The organism is Rhodobacter sp. CZR27 (assembly GCF_002407205.1).
Taxonomy (GTDB): domain Bacteria; phylum Pseudomonadota; class Alphaproteobacteria; order Rhodobacterales; family Rhodobacteraceae; genus Cereibacter_A.
In genome coordinates this window covers 595585-614690 of sequence record NZ_CP023548.1, presented here as the reverse complement: position 1 = coordinate 614690, position 19106 = coordinate 595585, and the positions used below count along the sequence as shown (strand labels likewise).

At 67.2% G+C, this 19106-nt stretch carries 12 protein-coding genes and 7 pseudogenes; 10 read left to right on the top strand and 9 right to left on the bottom strand.

Annotated elements, in window-relative coordinates; translation table 11 throughout:
- Positions 1-5 precede the first annotated feature (5 nt).
- The 3 genes and pseudogenes from CK951_RS03185 (at position 6) to CK951_RS21305 (ending at position 2591) form a co-directional block, all read left to right on the top strand.
- Positions 6-668, top strand: coding sequence for a response regulator transcription factor (locus CK951_RS03185; RefSeq protein WP_096784782.1), 663 nt, complete (start codon positions 6-8; stop codon positions 666-668).
- Positions 665-2008, top strand: a complete 1344-nt coding sequence (locus CK951_RS03180; protein ID WP_096784781.1) for a HAMP domain-containing sensor histidine kinase — start codon at positions 665-667, stop codon at positions 2006-2008. The genes CK951_RS03185 and CK951_RS03180 overlap by 4 nt, the downstream gene beginning before the upstream one ends.
- 146 nt (positions 2009-2154) lie before the next feature.
- Positions 2155-2591, top strand: a pseudogene (locus CK951_RS21305) (hypothetical protein).
- A gap of 16 nt (positions 2592-2607) precedes the next feature.
- Here CK951_RS21305 and CK951_RS03170 read toward each other — a convergent pair.
- Positions 2608-3120 (bottom strand): annotated as a pseudogene (locus tag CK951_RS03170) (IS5 family transposase); the annotation flags it as partial.
- Here CK951_RS03170 and CK951_RS03165 point away from each other — a divergent pair.
- The 5 genes and pseudogenes from CK951_RS03165 to CK951_RS22060 form a co-directional block, all read left to right on the top strand.
- Positions 3110-3965: pseudogene (locus tag CK951_RS03165) on the top strand (IS110 family transposase); the annotation flags it as partial. The pseudogenes CK951_RS03170 and CK951_RS03165 sit on opposite strands and share 11 nt — an antisense overlap.
- A 54-nt stretch (positions 3966-4019) precedes the next feature.
- Positions 4020-4166 (top strand): hypothetical protein, encoded by a 147-nt coding sequence (locus CK951_RS21550; protein WP_232520597.1) that lies wholly within the window; start codon positions 4020-4022, stop codon positions 4164-4166.
- Positions 4167-4266: 100 nt separating this feature from the next.
- Entirely contained in the window at positions 4267-4578 is a 312-nt protein-coding gene (locus CK951_RS21545) for a hypothetical protein (RefSeq protein WP_232520596.1), read from the top strand.
- 98 nt (positions 4579-4676) lie between these two features.
- A complete protein-coding gene (locus CK951_RS21290; RefSeq protein WP_232520595.1) occupies positions 4677-5090 on the top strand; it encodes a DDE-type integrase/transposase/recombinase in 414 nt (137 codons plus the stop codon).
- 41 nt (positions 5091-5131) lie between these two features.
- The gene (locus CK951_RS22060) at positions 5132-5308 is read left to right on the top strand and encodes an integrase core domain-containing protein (protein WP_232520594.1); all 177 of its coding nucleotides are present in this window, start codon (positions 5132-5134) and stop codon (positions 5306-5308) included.
- Between the two features lie 288 nt (positions 5309-5596).
- Here CK951_RS22060 and CK951_RS22055 read toward each other — a convergent pair.
- The 6 genes and pseudogenes from CK951_RS22055 to CK951_RS03125 all read right to left on the bottom strand — a co-directional run.
- A pseudogene (locus CK951_RS22055) lies at positions 5597-6040 on the bottom strand (AAA family ATPase); the annotation flags it as partial.
- A 240-nt stretch (positions 6041-6280) separates the two neighbouring features.
- Complete coding sequence (locus tag CK951_RS03145) at positions 6281-7213, bottom strand: IS5 family transposase (protein ID WP_096784780.1); 933 nt, start codon at positions 7211-7213, stop codon at positions 6281-6283.
- A gap of 284 nt (positions 7214-7497) precedes the next feature.
- Complete coding sequence (gene istB / locus CK951_RS03140) at positions 7498-8361, bottom strand: IS21-like element helper ATPase IstB (RefSeq protein ID WP_096784779.1); 864 nt, start codon at positions 8359-8361, stop codon at positions 7498-7500.
- Positions 8358-9824 carry an IS21 family transposase gene (gene istA / locus CK951_RS03135; protein WP_157764584.1) on the bottom strand — a complete coding sequence of 489 codons (1467 nt, stop codon included), beginning with the start codon at positions 9822-9824 and terminating at the stop codon, positions 8358-8360. Before istA ends, istB begins: the two co-directional genes overlap by 4 nt.
- A 139-nt stretch (positions 9825-9963) precedes the next feature.
- A pseudogene (locus CK951_RS03130) lies at positions 9964-10889 on the bottom strand (transposase).
- Between the two features lie 161 nt (positions 10890-11050).
- Positions 11051-13357, bottom strand: a complete 2307-nt coding sequence (locus tag CK951_RS03125; protein ID WP_096784777.1) for a hypothetical protein — start codon at positions 13355-13357, stop codon at positions 11051-11053.
- 677 nt (positions 13358-14034) lie between these two features.
- Here CK951_RS03125 and CK951_RS03120 point away from each other — a divergent pair.
- Positions 14035-16392, top strand: coding sequence for a heavy metal translocating P-type ATPase (locus tag CK951_RS03120; protein ID WP_096784776.1), 2358 nt, complete (start codon positions 14035-14037; stop codon positions 16390-16392).
- A 64-nt stretch (positions 16393-16456) separates the two neighbouring features.
- Here CK951_RS03120 and CK951_RS03115 read toward each other — a convergent pair.
- A pseudogene (locus CK951_RS03115) lies at positions 16457-16861 on the bottom strand (IS5/IS1182 family transposase); the annotation flags it as partial.
- A gap of 88 nt (positions 16862-16949) precedes the next feature.
- Here CK951_RS03115 and CK951_RS03110 point away from each other — a divergent pair.
- Positions 16950-17975, top strand: coding sequence for an IS110 family transposase (locus CK951_RS03110; protein ID WP_096784775.1), 1026 nt, complete (start codon positions 16950-16952; stop codon positions 17973-17975).
- A 267-nt stretch (positions 17976-18242) separates the two neighbouring features.
- Here the strand turns inward: CK951_RS03110 and CK951_RS03105 are convergent.
- Positions 18243-18753: pseudogene (locus CK951_RS03105) on the bottom strand (transposase); the annotation flags it as partial.
- Between the last annotated feature and the right edge of the window lie 353 nt (positions 18754-19106).

Below are 19106 nucleotides of genomic sequence, written 5' to 3'. Positions count from 1 at the left end.
GGATCATGCGCGCCCTTGTCGTCGAGGACGATCCCCGCATTGCCGAAGACCTCGCCCGCGCCCTTGCCTCGTCGGGATTTCGTATCGAACAGGTGGCCGAGGGAGAAGCCGCGTGGTTCCGGGGCGGGACGGAGGCCTATGACCTGATTGTCCTTGACCTCGGCCTGCCAGGGCTGGATGGGCTGAGCGTGCTGAAGCGCTGGCGCGGCGAAGGTGTGACGAGCCCGGTCCTGATCCTGACCGCACGCGGATCGTGGCGAGAGCGGGTCGAGGGCATCGACGCGGGTGCGGATGACTATCTGCCCAAGCCCTTCCGGATGGAGGAACTTCTGGCGCGCGCCCGCGCACTGGTGCGCCGGACCGGGGGACAGGCCACCTCCCAGCAGATGGTCGGGAAGCTCTCGGTCGATCTCAACCGCATGGCTGTCGCCGTGCAGGGCGTTCCGGTCGGCGTCACGCCGCTGGAGTTCCGGCTGATCTCCTATCTGGCCCTGCACCGGGACCGCGTCGTTCCGCCGACGGAACTGCTCGACCATCTCTACGGGGACGAGGACAGTCGCGACACCAACGCGCTCGAGGCGGTCATCGCCCGGGTCCGGCGCAAGCTGGGACCGGGCGTCGTCGGCACGCGCCGTGGCTTCGGCTATTTCCTGGACGGCGCGATTTGAGCCGTCAGTCGCTGCGTCTGCGCCTGGGTCTGGTCGGAGGCCTGTCCATCCTCGGCGCCCTCGCGCTGTCGGTGATCGGTCTGACGCTCCTGTTCGAGCGCCACGTGCAGCGCGTGGCGGTGGCCGATCTTGAGGCGCGGTCCTATTCCGTCGCGGCCATGATCGAGATGACGGCCCCCCACCGCGCGGGCTTTCGCCCTGCGCCCGTCGATCCGCTCTATGAACAACCCTTTTCGGGCCATTACTGGCAGCTGGAACTGGGGCCGCATACTCGCCGCTCGCGCTCGCTGTGGGATGTGACCCTGCCCCGCATCGGCCCACCCCTCCCTCCCGGAACCGCTCGCGTCCTTGACATGACCGGCCCCGAGGCCCGGCCCTTGCTGGCCTTCGAGACCTGGTTGAGCGTCGACGACGGGGCCTCGACGGTGCCGGTGCGCATCGTCGTGGCCACGGACCGCGCCGCGCTCGATGAGGCCCGGAGCGGCTTTCTGAGGGATCTCCTGCCCTATTCGGCCGCTCTCGGGCTGCTGCTGGTGCTGGGCTTCTGGGCACAGTTGACGGTCGGCATGCGGCCCCTCACGGCGGTGAGCGACCGGGTTGCGGCGCTGCGATCGGGCCGCATCGCGCGGATGGGGACCAGCCTTCCGGCCGAGGTGCTGCCTCTTGCCGGAGAGATCGACACGCTTCTTTCGGACCGCGACGGGGAATTGCTCCGCGCCCGCAATCGCGCCGCCGACCTCGCGCATGGCCTCAAGACGCCTTTGCAGGCCCTGCTGGGTGACGCGGCGCATCTGCGCGAGCGGGGGGACCGGGACCTGGCCGACAGCATCGAGACCATCGCCACCGGCATGCGCGGGCTGGTGGAGCGCGAACTGCGCCGCGCGACGATCCAGTCCGACCGCAGACCCTTGCGCGCGAACCTCCTGACCATCGTGTCCGGCGTGGTGAATGTCCTGCGCCGGACGCCCGACGGGGCGGCGCTCTCGTGGGAGGTGGATATTGCCGCCGATCTGGAACTGAGGATCGACCCCGACGATCTTGCCGAAGCCTTCGGTGCCCTTGCGGAAAACGCCGCGCGCCATGCCACCGGCAGGGTGGCGGTCCAGGCTCGGGCCGAGGCGGGGATGGCGACGATCCGGCTCAGCGACGACGGCCCGGGCGCACCCGCCGAGGCGATGCGGGACCTTGTGCGACGGGGGTTTCGCGCGGACGAGCGCGCCGGCGGGCAAGGCCTCGGTCTCGCGATCGCAGGCGAGATTGTCGAGGCGGCCGGAGGAGCGCTTTCCTTCTCGAATGAAGGACCGGGTCTTACGGTTCTGCTGAAGCTGCCCTTGCCTTGATCCGGGCTTGATCGGCCGAACGCGGCACACCCTCCGGCCGCCGGGGTCCCGGAGGCTGCGCAGGTTGTGTCCAGAGCCGGGCGTCCTCAGGAAAGGGAGAGCGGAATCGTCAGTGACGGGGCTTGCCGATCCTCCTCTTGGACAAGGTGCCAGTGGTGGACAGCCGCACGAATATCCTGCTTCTGCGGGTGGGCGACGAGCGGCAGGGCACCGTGGGCTTTACCAGCCGGGGCTGGCGGGTGAGCAAAGCCCGGGGCCGTCGGTGCGCTTCATGGGCATCAACCGCTCGGCCATCGCCTCTTACCTGATCAGCCTCTACTGCTCGCTCGTGGTGCAGTCGCGCGATGCGCTGGCGGTGCTCGAGGCTGCGGAGATCGGCAGTTCCATGACTATCCCGACAGCTACAAGTGACTTCGCGCCCGCAGCGGCGGGCTTGCGGGACGTGGGGCTGCTGACGGCACTGGCAAACCAGTTGTTCGCCGCCTACCGGGAACCACGGCACCGCCTTCGGCAGGCGGGCCGTTTGCCTATCCGGTGCCGAACGCCCAACCTAGCCCCCCTGGCCTTGCTCCGGGGCTGCTAGGCTCCAGACTCATTGATTATCGGAGCCAGAACAGGACGATGGCTGCGAGTGCGATAGCGGAGAAGAAGGTGTCCGGGCAGCGGTCGTATCGGCTAGCAACCCGTCGCCAGTCCTTGAGGCGGCCGAACATGATCTCGATGCGGTTGCGGCGCTTGTAACGCCTCTTGTCGTATTTCACCGCCTTCTTGCGCGATTTCCGGCCCGGGATGCAGACCTTCATCCCTTTGTCTTTCAACGCTTCTCGCAGCCAGTCCGCATCGTAGCCCCTGTCTGCCAGCAACCAGTCCGCCTTCGGCAGGCTGCCCGGCAGCGCCGCCGCGCCGGTGTAGTCGCTGACCTGTCCAGCGGACATGAAGAACCCGATCGGCCGCCCCTTCGCATCGGCGACGGCGTGCAACTTGGTGTTCATGCTCCCCTTGGTGCGCCCGATCTGACGTGCGCGCCCCCCTTTATGGATGGCCCGCCCCTCCCGCCGCCCTCTGCAGGATGGCGGTGTTGAATGAAGGAAGGAGTGAGCCATGAGCATTGTGATCCTGGGGTCGATCTGGGCAAGAACAGCCTGCCGCGTGGTTGGACTGGATGCCAACGGCAAGGTCGTCGTGAGACGGCGGATGCGCCGTGACGGGGTGATCACCTTCGCCTCACGGTTGACACCTTGCATCATGGCGATGGAAGCGCGCTGCGGGGCGCACCACATGGGTCGTGCGCTGGCCGCGCTGGGGCACGAGATCCGGTTGATGTCGCCGGAATATGTTCGCCCCTACGTCAAGGCACAGAAGAACGATGACCGGGACGCCGAGGCGATTGCGGAAGCGGCCACCCGTCCGACCATGCGCTTTGTCGAACTCAAGAGCGAGAAGCAGCTTGACGTTCAGACGCTGCACCGGGTGCGCGATCGTCTGGTCGGGGAGCGAACCTCCCTGACCAACCAGATCCGCAGCCTGCTGCTGGAGCGCGGGCACGTCGTGGCGCAGGGTCACGGGCGGTTGCGGCTCTTGCTGCGCGATCTTCTGGATGATGGCGCCGACGCCCTGAGCCCACGCATGGCGTTCCTGCTTGGAGACATGCGCGCGCGTCGGGAAGAACTGGGACCGTCGCATCGCCGCCTTCGACGCCGAGTTTGTAGCCATGGTCCGAAGTGATGACAGGGCACGACGGCTGACGAGCATTCCGGGCATTGGAGTGCTCAATGCGACCGCGCTGGCGGCCGCGGTTGGCAACGCTGCCACCTTCGGCAAGGGCCGAGATCTAGCGGCCTGGCTGGGTCTCGTGCCTCGTCAGGCCACGACCGGCGGCAGGCCAAGGCTCCTCGGGATCACGAAGCGGGGCAGTCGCTATCTCCGCAAGATGCTGATCCAGGGCGCGCGTGTATCGACCCAGTGAAAATCTGCTCATGCTACAAGGAGTAAGGTAGCGATGAGTGTGACGATGGACGACCCGATCAAACGCTGGACGGCGAAGCGCAAGACGGCGCTCGTGGTGGAGATCATCCAAGGCACTTGTGAGGGACCGTGGCGCCAGTGGCGCCGCGTAAGCCCGAACAAGGACGGTGGCCGAGGCCAGCCGGTCCTATGATCTCTCGCCTTCCGAGATCGAGGGTTGGGTCGAGGATGCCAAGCGGGGGATGGATATCGAAGGGGACCGTGGCCGCAGTGCGGCCGCGTAAGCCCTGGAGATGGCGCTCCGCGCCAACCCGCTCGACATCCGCGAGCAGTACGAGAAGCAGCTGAAGGACCTTCAGGAAGCCTATGGCGAGGCGATGCTGGAGCTGCGGGCGAGAAAAAAGCTCCAGGCCCTGCTGGATGCGGCGGATCGAGCCATGGAGCCGCCACTGGTCCGAGGCCCATGGCGAGGAAATGATCCAGAGCATCCAGCAGGGCCTTCTGGCCGATGGGATCACGGTGCCGCTGACCAAGCTGTGTGCGTGGTTCGGCGTGCCGCGGCGGACCGTGTACTACAAGCCGACGAAAGCTGCGCCGAAGGTTGATCCACGATTTGCCGAGCCGATCAAGGCCATGATCGAGCAGGAGCCGTCCTTCGGCTACCGCACGGTCGCCTGGCTTCTGGGCTTTCAACAAGAACACGGTGCAGCGGGTCTTCCAGATCAAGGGCTGGCAGGTCCGCAAGCGCCCGATCGGAATGCGACCCAGGATAGAAGCGGTGCCCTCGGTGGCCCAGGCCCCCAACGAGCGCTGGTCCACGGATCTCTGCCGGGTCTGGGCCGGGCGCGACGGCTGGGCCACGCTCGCCCTGGTGATCGACTGCCATACCCGCGAGCTTCTGGGCTGGCACCTGTCGCGCTCGGGCAAGGCCTCCACGGCCGCGAGCGCGTTGGAACACGCGCTGATCAACCGGTTCGGCACACTCGGCCGGGTGACGAAGGAGTTCCTGCTGAGGTCCGACAACGGCGTTCGCCATGGGCCTCGGACCAGTGGCGGCACCATGGCTCACTCTTCACCAGTCGCAAATACACGGCCCTCGTCCGCAGCTACGGCCTGAAGCAGGAGTTCATCACCCCGCATTGCCCGCAGCAGAACGGCATGGTCGAGCGCGTGATCCGGACCCTGAAGGAGCAGTGCGTTCACCGCCAGCGCTTCGACAGCCTCCAGCACGCGGCACGCGCCATCGGCGACTGGATCGCTTTCTACAACCATCGCCGCCCGCATCAGGAGCTGGACATGAAAACCCCCGCCGAGGCATTCGCCTTGGCGGCTTAACCTGTGCAGATTCCGCTGGGTCGATACAGGCGGGCGCCGTTCCATCCGCTCGGCGCGGTCGAGCATGCGGATCACGGCACGCAGATCCGGCAGGTAGCCGCGGGCGGCGGCTCGGCCGAGGGCCTCGCAGATCGCCCCGATCGAGGTCTCGGACAGCCCTCGCCGGGTGCCCTGGTGCCGGGCGAACTGCTGGAGGTGCGGCACCGTCGGCCGCTCCAGCCGGATCGGCGGGCAGCGACTGATCAGGTGCGCCGGCAACGCGCGCCAGTCGTTGGAGGCGAGGATCCAGCTGACCCACCTCATGTCGAATGCGATTTCGAAGTAGGGACAGCTCCAGCGTTCCGCCGAGTCCGGCTCGAGCAGTGGCAGGAGCGCGTTGGTCAGGAAAAAGCAGTGACCCTTGATCGAATCCGCGTTGCCCGCCTTTTCCACCTCGTCGACAATAATGACCGGATTTCCGACGAGTTCAGCGAGGATGAGGTTGATCATCCTGCCAGGCGCGGCGTTTCCCCAACCGCGCTGCGACCCGACCAGCCCGAAGCTCGCGTTCTCCACGGTGGCCTCAAAGATGGGGCCCGGCACGCCGATCAGGCCTGCGAGCAGGCGCCCGAGATAGCTCTTGCCGATCCCCGGCGCGCCGTCGAGCAGCTTAGGCCTGATGCGCGTCCCGAGTTCGCCACGCTCAACCGATTGCTGCAGATCCTGCCAGATCCGGTCCACCGCCGGGGCCATCCAGGGCATCTCTGCGTGCAGGGCGGCCGCGATCTCGTCCGCGCGATGTGCCGAGGGCAGTGCGACCAGATCCACGCCGTCGCGCAGCACCTCGAGCCGCTTTTTGTCCTCGGGCCTCAGCCGACTCAGCGGAGATTTCCGAGTAGCGCAGGCGCTGATGGCTTCCGCCCGACGTGAGATGCGCTGGGCTCTGTTGCACAAATCGGGTGAGGGACGGAGTTCCCCTTTCCCTGGACGGACCTATCCTGCGACCTCTGTGATGGGCGTGCCGAGGGCCGTGAAACCGTTCAGGACAGCGACACGGACCTGGAACTCTGCAACCTGACGATCGAAGTCCCGAGCGGAGAGGCGCTGCCCAAGCAACTTGATGCAGTGCATCTTGGTCTCTGCCCGGCTTCGTCGATGATAACCGCTCCATCGTCGCCAGATTGTCTTGCCGACGCGCTTGGATGTGCGCAGGATTTCGTTGCGAGCGATCGCTCCGGCGGTGTCTGGCTTCCATGGTTTGGCGTTCTTGCGGGGCGGAATGACCGCGGCGGCACCGCGGGCGGCGATGGCGTTGTGGCACTTGCGGGTGTCGAAGGCGCCGTCGGCGGTGACAGTGGCGATCTCTTGCCCGACCGGGATCTGGTCGAGCAACTCGGGCAGCATGGGCGCATCGCCCACTTCGCTGGTGGTGAACTCGGCGGCCCGGATTTCCAGGGATTTCTCGTCAATTCCGATGTGGATCTTGCGCCAGACGCGCCGCTTTGAGCCGCCGTGCTTACGGGCGTTCCACTCGCCTTCACCTTCAACCTTGATCCCGGTGCTGTCGACCAGCAAATGAAGCGGGCCGTCCGAACCGCGGTAGGGAATGTTCACCTTCAGGGTCTTCTGGCGGCGCGACAGCGTGCTGAAGTCTGGCACCGCCCAATCCAGACCGATCAGCCGCAGCAGGCTCTCGACGAACCCTGTGGTCTGGCGCAGCGCCATGCCGAATAGCACCTTCATCGTCAGGCAGGTTTGGATGGCGGCATCACCATAGGCGGGCTGCCGTCCACGCTTGCCCGTTGGCGCGGCTTCCCAAGTCATGGCGGGATCGAACCAGATCGTCAGCGAGCCGCGGCGCTTCAGCGCTCCGTTGTAGCTTGGCCAGTTCCGGGTCTTGTAGGTCGGGGGTGTCGGTCTGCTCATGCCCTCCAGCTACCATGCTGGATTCACAAGATAAATCCCTCACCCGATTTGTGCAACAGAGCCCTTGCGAGGGCTTCGTTGACCACCTGCCGGATCTTGCGCAGCGGATGCCCGGCCGGGATGCGGTCTTCGAGGTCGACATAGGGCGTTGTTGCAGAAAGCCGCCTTGAGGCGTGACTTCCCCTTTCCCCCCGGGACGTCAGGCGACGCGGTGTAGAGCGTCAACCTCCTTGGCCGTGACCGACAACCAGGATGGCCGGTTTTGACCGCTGCGGTCGTTGGTGTTAGTCGGCGCTGATCTCCCTCTGCTTGTCGTTGATGTTGTCGGTGGCTTCGACGCCGATGTTGTCGCTGGAGGTTGTCGGCGCAGCGACAGGCTCCGTGGATCGGCGTCGTGCGGCGGCGCGTCGGCGGAAGCTCTCGCCGTTCATCTCGAGGATGGTCGCGTGGTGAACCAGCCGGTCGATGGCGGCGACGGTCATGGCCTGATCGGGGAAGACGCGGTTCCAGGCGCTGAAGGGCTGGTTGGCGGCGATGGCGAGGCTTCTGGTCTCGTAGCGCCGGGCGATGAGCTCGAAGAGCACCGAGCTCTCGGCCTGGTCCTTCTGGGCGTAGGTGATGTCGTCGAGGATAATCAGGTCGAATTTGTCGAGCTTCGCGAGGGCGGCCTCAAGGACGAGGTCGCGGCGCGCGGCCTGCAGCCTCTGCACGATGTCGGTGGTGGGGGTGTAGAGGACGCGCTTGCCGGCCTCGACGAGGGCATGGCCGATGGCACAGAGAACGTGGCTCTTGCCGGCGCCCGAGTTGCCGATGGCGATGAGATTGGCGCCGGTCTCAACCCAATCCCCGGCGGCCAACGCCTCGATGCGGGCCCGGGTCACGCCGGACAGCGCCTTGAAGTCAAGCGTTGCCAGCGTCTTGCCGCCGGGAAGTTCGGACTGCTGCAGATGGCGCTGGATGCGGCGGGCATCGCGATCGGCGAGCTCGACCTCGGCCAGGGCTGCGAGGAAGCGCGAGGCGGGCCAGCCCTCGGCGTCGGCACGCTCGGCGAGCATCGGCCAGTGGCGCTGGATGCTGGGCAGGCGCAGAGCCGTGAGCATGGCGGGCAACGCATGCACATCGACGGGGTGCGGGGCAGCGGCGGTCATGCGCGCGCCTCCAGCAGCTCGTCGAAGCGGGCCAGATCGGTGAGGTTGACGGGCGTGTCGTCGGGCAGCTCGCGCCGACGCGGCTCCAGCTTGCTCCTTAGCGCATGGGCTTCGGGCAATTCGCCATGACCGAGGGTGTGGGCAATCAGCGCGGCCAGTTCAGCCTCGCAGCCCTCCGCATGGGCAAGCCACAGCAGATCGACCATGCGACGGCAGGCGTCGCGGCGCGGCAAGGCGGCGGACAACGCAACCCAGGCCTCGGCGTATTCCGATCGCGGGAACAGGCCGTCGCGGTAAACGGAACCGGCCAGCGCCTGCGGCTTGCGGCGCAGGGCGTGGATGACAGGGCGATAGTTGACGCAGTGGACGCGGGCGCCGTCATCGCGGCCGCGACGGCGGGGGTGCGTGACGACAGGGGTCGCTCCGAGAAAGGCCTCGATCCGGTCGTCGTAGACATGGACCCGCAGGCGCTTGCCGATCAGCTGCGAGGGTGCCGAGTAGAAGACCTGGTGGACCAGAAAGCCCCCGGTCTTCGTGACCCGCGCGACCACTTCGGTGAAGTCTGTGGTGCGCCGGGCCGGCAGCGGCCTGAGCGCCGCCATCTCGATGCGCACCGCGGACTCGCGCCGGCGGTTGCGTCGGGCGACCAGTTCATCGACGAAGCGGCGCCAGCTGGCGAGATCGGCGAAGTCGCGGGAGCCACGCAGGATCAGGGCCTGGTCGAGGGCGACCTTCAGGTGGTTGTTGTGGGCCTCGACCGATCCGTTCTCGTGCGCCTCGCCCGGGTTGTTGCGGCTGGCGAGCATGCCGTAGTGGGCGCAGAACGCCTGATAGCGGCTGGTGACATCGGCCGCCGCTTCGGTGTCGAGGTTCCGGTAAGCTGCGGACAGGCTGTCGGTTCGGTGCTCGTGCGGGACGCCGCCAAGGGTCCAGAGTGCGTTCTGGAGGTTCTCGGCCAGCGCCGGGAAGCTCTCGCCGCCCAGCACCACGGCGGCATGTTCCCAGCCGCTGTAGGCCAGGACGAAGTGGTAGAGGCGCTGCTCCAGCGGCTGCCCCGCGATCGTCACGCAGAGTTCGTTCGCATCGGTGAAGTCCGACAGGGCCATCCGGCCGGGCTCGGGCGTCTGACGGAAGATCACGTCGCGCTCGGGGCCGTTCAGGGCACGCCAGTCGCGGACGCGCCGCTCGAGCGTCCGGCGCACGCGGTCGTCCGGGAAAGCCTCCGGGTCGCTCATCTGAAGGTGCCGCAGCAGGGTCACGGCCTGAACGGCCGGATCACGCGCGAGGATCGGCAGCAGCACCGGCTCCCACACCGCCTCGAGCGGGTCGGGCACGGTGCGGCCCCGGGGGGCCGGACGTTGCGAGGGAAGGCGCGGATCGGCATCGATGCGGCGGGCGGTGCGCTCGCTGAAGCCGGCGCGGGCGGCGGCGACACGCTGGCTGTGCTGGAGACGGTCGGTCATGTAGACTCTCAATTGCTGGTCGGTGACGGGTTTGCCCGGCACGGTCGGATCTCCGTTTGGACGCAGAGATCCCGATCCTACCGGCCCGCAGCGGCCAGCACCCACCCTTCTCCCCCGAAACGAGGGCCAGCCGCTGGGTTCAGCCTCCGGGACGGGCTACGCCCGTCCTCCGGCTCAACCCAGCGGCCAACTTGCCTGACGGTGTCGGACAACTTGGTTGTCGCTCATCAACGCGGACGATCTCGGCGGTGCCGAGGGCGTTGAAGCGGTTCATGAGAGCGACGCGGATGTGGATCTCGGCGGTCTGACGGTCGGGGGTGAGCCATTGGAACGCCATTGGTCCGAGAGACAGTGGCGAACGCCATGATGCGTTCACCTAAGGCCTTGAGCCGAGCCGGTGAGCGCCACCGGTTCGAGCGAACCGGCGAGGGCATCTTCGCCTCGATCCGGCTGCGGGCGTGGTAGCCCGTCCATCGCTTCCAGAACGCCCGGCCATAGTGACGGGTGGCGCGCAGGGTCTCGTTTCCGGCCCGGGCGGCGGGGCCATCTTCCTTCCATGGTCGGCCGTTCCTGCGGATCAGTATGACGGCTGTGGCGCGGCGCTCGACGATGGCCGTGTGGCAGCGTCGCGTGTCATAGGCGCCGTCGCCGGTCACGGTGCCGATCTCCTCATCCTCGGGGATCTGGTCCAGCAGCTCGGGCAGGACAGGGCTGTCGCCGTCGCGGCTGGGGGTGAACTCGACGGCGCGGATGTCGGACGTGGTCCCATCCATGGCCAGATGCACCTTGCGCCTTTGGCGCCGGCCCTGCGCCCCAGGGCTCCGCCCGTTCAGGGCTGAAAACGGTCCTCAGGACCGTTTTCCGGGCGCCCTTCACCCTTGATCGACAGGCAGAACTGGATCGCCGCATCCGAGAACAGCGGCGGCCGCCCAGGCCTGCCCTCAGGTGGCGCGAGCCAGGCCATCTCCCTGTCCAGCCAGATCAGCAGCGACCCGCGCCTCCGGAGCGCCTGGTTGTAGGTGGCCAGTTCGTCGTGCGATGGCGGGGGCGTGCAGGCTTCGTCATGCTTCCCGTCTAACGCCATGGAGTCGTGATGTGGATCCTTCCGGGCGGAAGTTCTGCAACAATGCCCACCCGATACGACCGATGCCCGGAAACCTTCTTCTCCGCTATGGCCCTCGCAGCAACCGTCTTGTTCTGGCTCTGAAACTCAATGAGTCTGGAGCCTAGATGAGCGGATAGTCCACGATGCCGGAAATGTCCGTGACAGCGCCCGTCCCGTAGCCCTCGATAACAAGAACGGCGCCGCTGACGAAGCGGACGATGACGTCGCCCCCGGGACCGGTGTCCTCCACGCCGGTTATGACCGCATTCTCCCAGCTTTCGCTCGGATCCGAATAGATCGAATCCGGGTGCTCCCGGATCGAGAAGCGGATGCGCTCGGCCGCGCCGTCGAAGTCGGTGATCCGCATCTCGCCCTGCGCAGCGGGATCAAAGAGGAAGGTGTCCACCCCCGCACCGCCGGTCGCAAGGATCTCGCCGCCCCAACCGCCCAGCGTGTCGTCGCCCGAACCGCCCAAGACCGAGCCGCCTCCGGGTGTCGGAAGCCGGGTCCAGACATCGCTCACCACCGTCATGCCGTTGTAGAGGGTGAGGAAGTCGTCGCCGGTGCCGCCGGTCAGGCGGAGAATGTTGGTGCCCTGGCCGGTGTAGACGGCCTCGAGCCGGTCGTCGCCTGCGCCGCCGTCCATGACGATGCGCGACTCGCTGTCCTCCGACCAGCCGTGTGCCGTCACGGCGAAAAGGGTGTCGGCGCCATCTCCGCCCGCTAGCGCCAGGGCGAAGCGGGCGATGCCGAGGTCGGGCCAGCTGGTCCGCTCGACATAGGGTCCAACCGACGCCGCGAGCACATCGTCGCCCGTCCCGCCCGACAGGCCCTCGGCATGGCTGAAACCTCCCGCGGCACCCCCGAAGAACTCGGTCCGGGACTCAACCCGGTCGTTGCCCCCGCCCCCCTCGAACCGGTAGGCCGACTTGGCGCCGGAGCCGGGGCCGATCAGCGCCACGTTGTCGATCACGTCGTCGCCCCGGCCGCCCTGCGCCGTGATCAGGCCGAACTCCTGCGCCCGCCCTCGTGCAATGATCGAGGTCGAGAGGCTGTCGTTTCCAGCGCCGCCGCTCAGCCTGATCGCGCTGTCGGCGTCCCGCACCGCCACGCTCAGATTGTCGTTGCCGTCGCCTCCGGACAGGACGTGCAGGCCGCGATCGCCGCCGCGGGTTGTCACGGTCATCAGGTCGTGCCCCGCGCCGCCGTCGAGGGTCGAGGCGAAGCGGTGGCCGGTCAGCATGGCATCGATCCCGAAGTCCACCGTCAGCTCGTCGTTCCCCGCGCCGCCGCGCAGGTCGGCGAACAGGCGCACGCGTCCCGAGGTGCTGCCGCCGTATGGGTCGATCGCCGACAGATCGGCCACGGCGGAGAGCCGGTCGTTGCCGGTCCCGCCATCCAGCACGAAGGCGCCGTGGACGCTCCCGTAGTCGATGTCGTCCGTCCTGCTCGTGGTCAGATCCAGCCGTGCGGTGACCGCGTCGTTTCCCTCGCCGGCATCGATGATCTGAAGCGACCGGGCCGACACGGCTGCGACGTGGCTTGCGAAGCTCTCGACCCTGTCGTTGCCCGCGTCCGCGCGGATCCGGGTCACGAACTTCTCGTGCAGGGTGACGCGCAGCGCGCCGTTGTGGCCTACCTGACCAACATCGAGGCGGTCATCTCCGCTGCCGCCGTCCACGATCATCCGGGTCAGGCCGCCCAGTTCGTTGCCGGTGACGCCGAGGCGTGCCCAGACCTCGTCGGCGCCCGAGCCAGCCCGCACCTCGCTCAGACCGATCACGCCACGGCCGTTGATCGCCGTTAAGGAACTCGACAGCACGTCGTCGCCGCCACGGCCGTCGACGAAGGACCGGGACCAGCTGCGCTCGGCCGTCTGATCGAACACCATCGACGCCGACAGGACGTCGGCATCGTCTCCGCCGACGACGCTGTTGGTCAGGACGAACTCACCGCCCACCCCGAAGTTGCGACGGTAGTCGCCGGCGTAGGCGTTCAAGGTGATCCGGTTGGTTCCCTCGCCTCCGGTCGCCGTCAGCGACACCACCGACCGCGTGCCACCGTAGCTGCTCGCCTGGCCCAGGATCCAGATGTCGTCATCGCCGGACCCGCCCTTGGCGTTCACCAGCACCGTCGCGTCGCTTTGCGACTGCGCCTCGAGAGTCGCCTCGATCCGGTCGGCGCCATCGCCTCCCGACAGGGCGGCGACGGCCATGGCTGGCTCCGTCCGCAAGCTGTCGCCGCGCGAATAAAGGGTAATGAGATCGTCGCCGTCCCCGGCATCGATAACGGTGCGCTGGAAACCGCTCGTGATCGTGTCGTTCCCCTCGAGGCCGAGGACGAGGGTATCCTCGTCAAGAGCTGTCAGAAGATCCGGCCCGTCGGTTCCCAGCAGGAGCTGCGCCGTTGCCTTTCGACTCGTCCTCATGGTCTGGCCTCGCCTTGGGTCGCCCGTCCAGCCTGCAGCCTGCGGTAAATCCAAGATTCGCGCGACGCCTTCTTTGCGGTGAGGCGGTCACCGCTAGCGCCTCGGGTACGGACGTCGAAGCATGGCCATCGGTCGAAAGGATCGCACCAGCAGCCTCCACCACCATACCTATCTGATTGGAGAGCTTCATGACCCGAAGCCTAGCTGCCCTGCCCGATCCGGCCGCGCTTCGTCCTCGCGCACGAACCGTGCCCGTCCCGCACGGCAGCCCAAAGGTCGACGCTGGCGCATGGCATGCGGAGCTCGTCCCTGACGGGAGCCCGACGGTGACGGTAATTCTCTTCGATGCATCGGACGCACCGGTCTCGGCGGAAGGCTGGAAAAGGCCAGGCTACTCTCGTGATTGGAGGCGTCGCGCAACGCTTCCAGCTCGTGCGGGCGGGGGACCTCCTGCATGGGGCGGCCACGGCACCGCTTTGCTCGGACAGCGGCGGGGCGGTGCGTTCAACGTGGCCCGACAGCACGACGGCCACGGCGACCTTCTGACGCCTGCACGGGAGGGCGGGCCCGGACCGGTGCCCGCGACATGCCGGCTTGACCTTCCAGTTCCCGGAAGATGCAGGATCATTAAGGGCCATCATCAGGCCACTCCGGTTCCAGGAGGGTCAGGAGGCGGAATGATACCGAGCGATCCCAGGTCGGACGGTCACGCTCACCATGGGCACGAGGCGGCGGTTCCCGAGGGTGCCGCGGTCGCCGTGGACCCGGTCTGCGGGATGAAGGTCGTCCTGAAGGAGGGTTCCCGCAGCGTGACGTTCCAAGGCCGGACCTTCCACTTCTGTTCCGACGGATGCCAGGCGAAGTTCGAGGCGGATCCGTGGTTTTATGCCTCCGGCAACGCCGGGAAGGTCGTGGCCGCTCCGCCGAAAGGCACCCAGTACACCTGCCCGATGCATCCCCAGATCGTGCGCGACGCGCCGGGCTCCTGCCCGATCTGCGGCATGGCGCTGGAACCGATGGTGCCCACGGACGAGCCCTCGCACGAACGGACGGACTTCACCCGCAGGATGTGGGTTAGCGTGGCGGCCTCGGTGCCACTGGTGATCCTCACCATGGGCGGGACGGTGGGACTGCCCGTCCGCGACTGGATCGGCCACCGCACCTCGCTCTACCTCGAGTTCCTCATCGCGACGCCCATCGTGCTCTGGGCGGCGGCGCCGTTCTTCAGGCGCGGGCTCGACTCGATCCGAAACCGAAGCGCCAACATGTGGACCCTGATCTCGCTGGGGGTGGGTGCCGCCTGGCTCTACTCGATCGCAGCGACCTTCCTGCCCGGCCTCTTCCCGGAGGCCTACCGGATGGACGGCATGGTCGGCACCTACTATGAGGCGGCCGCCGTCATCATCGCGCTGGTCTTCGTGGGCCAAGTGCTGGAACTCCGCGCGCGTGAGCGGACGGGTGATGCGATCCGTGCTCTCCTGAACCTCGCGCCGAAGGTGGCGCGCCGCATCCTTCCGGACGGGCGGGAATACGACGCGCCCCTTGAAAACGTGCTGGCCGGTGACCGCCTGCGGGTAAGGCCCGGCGAGGCCGTGCCCGTGGACGGAGAAGTTCTGGAAGGTCATTCGGCGGTCGACGAAAGCATGCTCACTGGCGAACCGATGCCCGTCGAGAAGGGGCCGGGGGACCTGGTGACCGGAGGAACCCTGAACCGCAACGGCTCGCTCGTCATGGTGGCCAGCCGGGTCGGGGCGGACACCGTGCTCGCGCAGATCGTCGAGATGGTGGCGAACGCGCGCCGCTCGCGCGCCCCCATCCAGGGCATGGCGGACCGCGTCTCGGCGATCTTCGTGCCCACGGTCGTCGGGGTGGCGGTGCTCGCCTTCCTCGTCTGGTGGTTTGCGGGTCCCGATCCCGCGTTCTTCTTCGCCACGGCCGCTGCGGTCTCGGTGCTCATCATCGCCTGTCCCTGCGCCCTTGGACTCGCGACACCAATCTCGATCACGACCGCGGCGGGTCGGGGAGCGCAGGCAGGCGTGCTGATCAAGGACGCCGAGGCGCTCGAGCGGATGGCCGGTGTGGACACGCTCATCGTGGACAAGACCGGAACCCTGACCGAAGGAAAGCCCAGTCTGACCGATACCGTTGCCGTGGCCGGGCTCAGCGAGCAGGAGGTGCTGGCCGCCGCCGCCTCTCTCGAGCGCGGGTCCGAGCATCCACTGGCCGAGGCCATCGTGCAGGGCGCAGAGGCGCAGGGGCTGACCCTTGTGCCTGCAGAGGACTTCAGGGCCCTCACGGGAAAGGGCGTGAAGGGCTCCATTCAGGGACGGGCTGTGGCGCTCGGCAACGCCGCCCTGATGACGGATCTGGGGCTCGAGACCTCTGCCTTCGAGGGGACGGCCGACGCCCTTCGTGCCGAGGGCAAGACGGCGATGTTCCTGGCCATCGACGGGCGGCTGGCTGGCCTTGTGGCGGTGGCGGACCCCGTCAAGTCTTCCACCGCGGAGGCAATCCGGAAACTTCACGCGGAAGGCCTGCGCATCGTCATGGCCACCGGGGACAACGAGCGCACCGCGCAGGCGATTGCCCGGCGCCTCGGCATCGACGAGGTTCGGGCGGGTGTCCTGCCCGCCGACAAGAAGGCGCTGATCGACGCCCTCCGTGCGAAGGGCCGGCGGGTTGCAATGGCAGGCGACGGGGTGAACGACGCGCCCGCCTTGGCGGCGGCGGACGTCGGGATCGCCATGGGGACCGGAGCAGACGTGGCCCTGGAGAGCGCGGGCATCACCCTGCTCGGCGGCGACCTGATGGGGATCGTCCGGGCGCGGAAACTGGCGCGGGCGACCCTTCGGAACATCCGGCAGAACCTGTTCTTTGCCTTTGCCTACAACGCACTTGGCGTGCCGGTGGCGGCAGGCGTGCTTTACCCCTGGTCCGGCCTCCTGCTCTCGCCGATGATCGCGGCAGCGGCCATGAGCCTGTCCTCGGTATCGGTGATCGCGAACGCCCTGCGGCTGCGGCGGGTGAAGCTTTAGGCAGCGTGCTGATCGGCCGGGCTTGAGCTTGTCCGCACCAGATAGTTCAGCCTGAACAACTTGCTCAGGTGGCCGCGAAGCTGTGCCGCTGAAATCCTGCCTGCCGGAGCACCGCCAGGACGATGGTTATGACGGAAGCAAGAAGCGCCCTCAGATGGGCGAGGATCTTGCGGATGTTGTGCCCGCAGCTGCAGAGGACAGTAAAGAACGCGTTGCCGATCGTGCCCTTCAGGAAGCAGCGCGCGAGCCTTCCGCCGGTCTTCATGTGGCCGATCTCGGGTTCGATGCTGCTCCGTCGCAGCGCCTTCGCCAGCGCCGGGGTCAGCCCGCGGCGAGTGCCGCTGATCAGGACCCGGGTGTGCTCGACGCCGTGACCGTTGTAGCCGCGATCGACGACAGCCCGCTTCGGCGGGTAGCCCGTGACGATCGCGACCTGCTCCAGCGCCTCGCCGAGGGTGTGGCCGTCGTAGATGGGATGGTTGCCGCCCTCTCCTGACGGCATCGCAATGTGCCAAGGTCGTGGTGTTCAACGCCACGCAAGCGGAGAGGACGGCGAGATGAAGGATACGATGATCGGGGTGGATCTGGCAAAGCGTGTTTTCCAGCTCCACGGGGCGACGATGACGGGGGAGGTGAAGTTCCGCAAGAAGCTGTCGCGCGAACAGTTCTGCGCGTTCATGGCGAAACAGCCCGCTGCTTTGGTGGTGTTCGAGGCCTGTGGGAGCGCAAGCTACTGGGCCCGGGAGATGGCGGCCCTCGGGCATGAGGTGCGGCTGATCGCGCCGCAGTATGTGCGGCCCTTCGTGAAGCGCCAGAAAAACGATGCAGCCGACGCCGAGGCGATCGTGATCGCTGCGCGGCAGGCCGAGATGCGCTTCGTGGTGCCGAAGACGGCAGATCAGCAGGCCAGGGCGGTGCTGTTCCGCAGCCGTGAGCGGCTCGTTCACCAACGCACGGAACTCGTGAACGCGCTTCGCGCGGTGCTCTATGAATACGGCCACGTCTTCCCGATCGGCCTCTGCCACGTGAAGCGCATCGCGGCGGTGGTCGAGGATCCTGGCTGCGACCTGCCCGCCCTTGTCATTGCGGAGTGCCAGGACCTGCTGGCGCAGATTGCGGAGAAGAGCGAGAGGATCGAGACGAAGACCAAGGCCCTGAAGGCGCTCGCAGCGGAGACCGATACCGCGCGGCGCCTGCAGACGACGCCCGGCGTCGGCCCCCTGACGGCGCTGGCGGTCGAGGCCTTTGCCCCTGACATGGCGCAGTTCAAGTCCGGCCGGGATTTCGTGGCCTGGCTGGGGCTGGTGCCACGCCAGCACTCGAGCGGTGGGAAGGCACGGCTGGGGCGGATCTCCAAGGCCGGCCAGAGCGATATCCGACGGCTTTTGATCATCGGAGCGATGAGCCGCATCACGGGCCGCGCACGCCACAAGGTGCCAGCCGAGAGCTGGCTCGGCCGCAAGCTTGCGACGAAGCCGAAAATGCTGATTGGGATCGCGCTGGCCAATAAGATGGCCCGGCAGTTCTGGGCGATGCTGACGAAGAACGAGGACTACCGGGATCCGGCGCTGGCGAGGGCATGACCACCCTGTCGTGACCTGCCAGTTCCGGTGCCAAGGGGGAGTGTGAGAAGCCAATGACCTGAATGGGCGCAACGATCGAACAGATCCGGATCGGGGAAGCCAGGGCAATCCCATGAGCATCAGAGCTCACGTCGTAGATTTGGACCCGACCCGCTGATCACCATACCGGCCCGCGGCTTCTGGAAGCGCCGCACATCGAGGCCTGAAAGAAGACCGCACTCGATCACACGCCGACAGGGTCAGAAGCCTCTTGCATCACGGGCGGCAACCAAAGAAGGGATTGCCCGGCAGCGAGCGCGTGCCCACCACGAAGCCGCCCGTCAGCGTGGTGGCGATGCTGACCTTGGTGCCGAACTCGTAGCGCACCCGAGCCTTGCCCTTGGAGATGCAGTCGACCTCCGGCTCATGCAGCGCATGGATCTTGCCGGGGTCCTTCGGCTTCTGGTGAAGCAGCCGCGAGACCAGCACGAGCTTGTCGAGCACCCGCTCGCGCAGCGGCGGTGAAGTGCTGAAAGTACGGGTTCTCCACCTACCGCGCGACGACCGCCTCGTCCGAGCGCCGGAAGGCGTGTTGGAGGTAGAGCAGCCCCGCCACGAGACGCGGGGAGGTCGCCGGACGCCCGGTGGTGGATGGGAAGAACCCCGTCCATTCCCGTTCGAAGAACTCCCAGTCGATCAGCCCCGCCAGCATGACCAGCTCGTGACGCATGTCGATCATGTCGACCAGACGCGGTCGGAAGAGGTAATTCTGCTCGGGCGGATGGGGACGGTGCTTCATACGACGGGCCGAAATTGCAAGGTTCTGGCCCGAATCCTTTGAAATCCTGCAGGACATGGCGACTGAAACCTCGGGTTCTCCCTGCCGGATCACCCACTTCACGGTTGTTCGGGCCGGACTCTGTAGCCTCCCAATCCGCTTCCCGCCCCTCACGGCTGAACCGGCTGTGATCTCGCTGCGGTCCGCCCGAACGGCTGCTCCGGCAAGGTTTCTGCGACAATCACGCCGCACTGCTGTCAGACGGCTTTCCGCCCTCTGCTCCTGATCGCGGCATCGCGCCGCACCTCGGATGGATGACCGAGAAGGGCTGCTTGGTCCCTTTGCTGCAACACGCTCGACTGGCCACTTCGGAG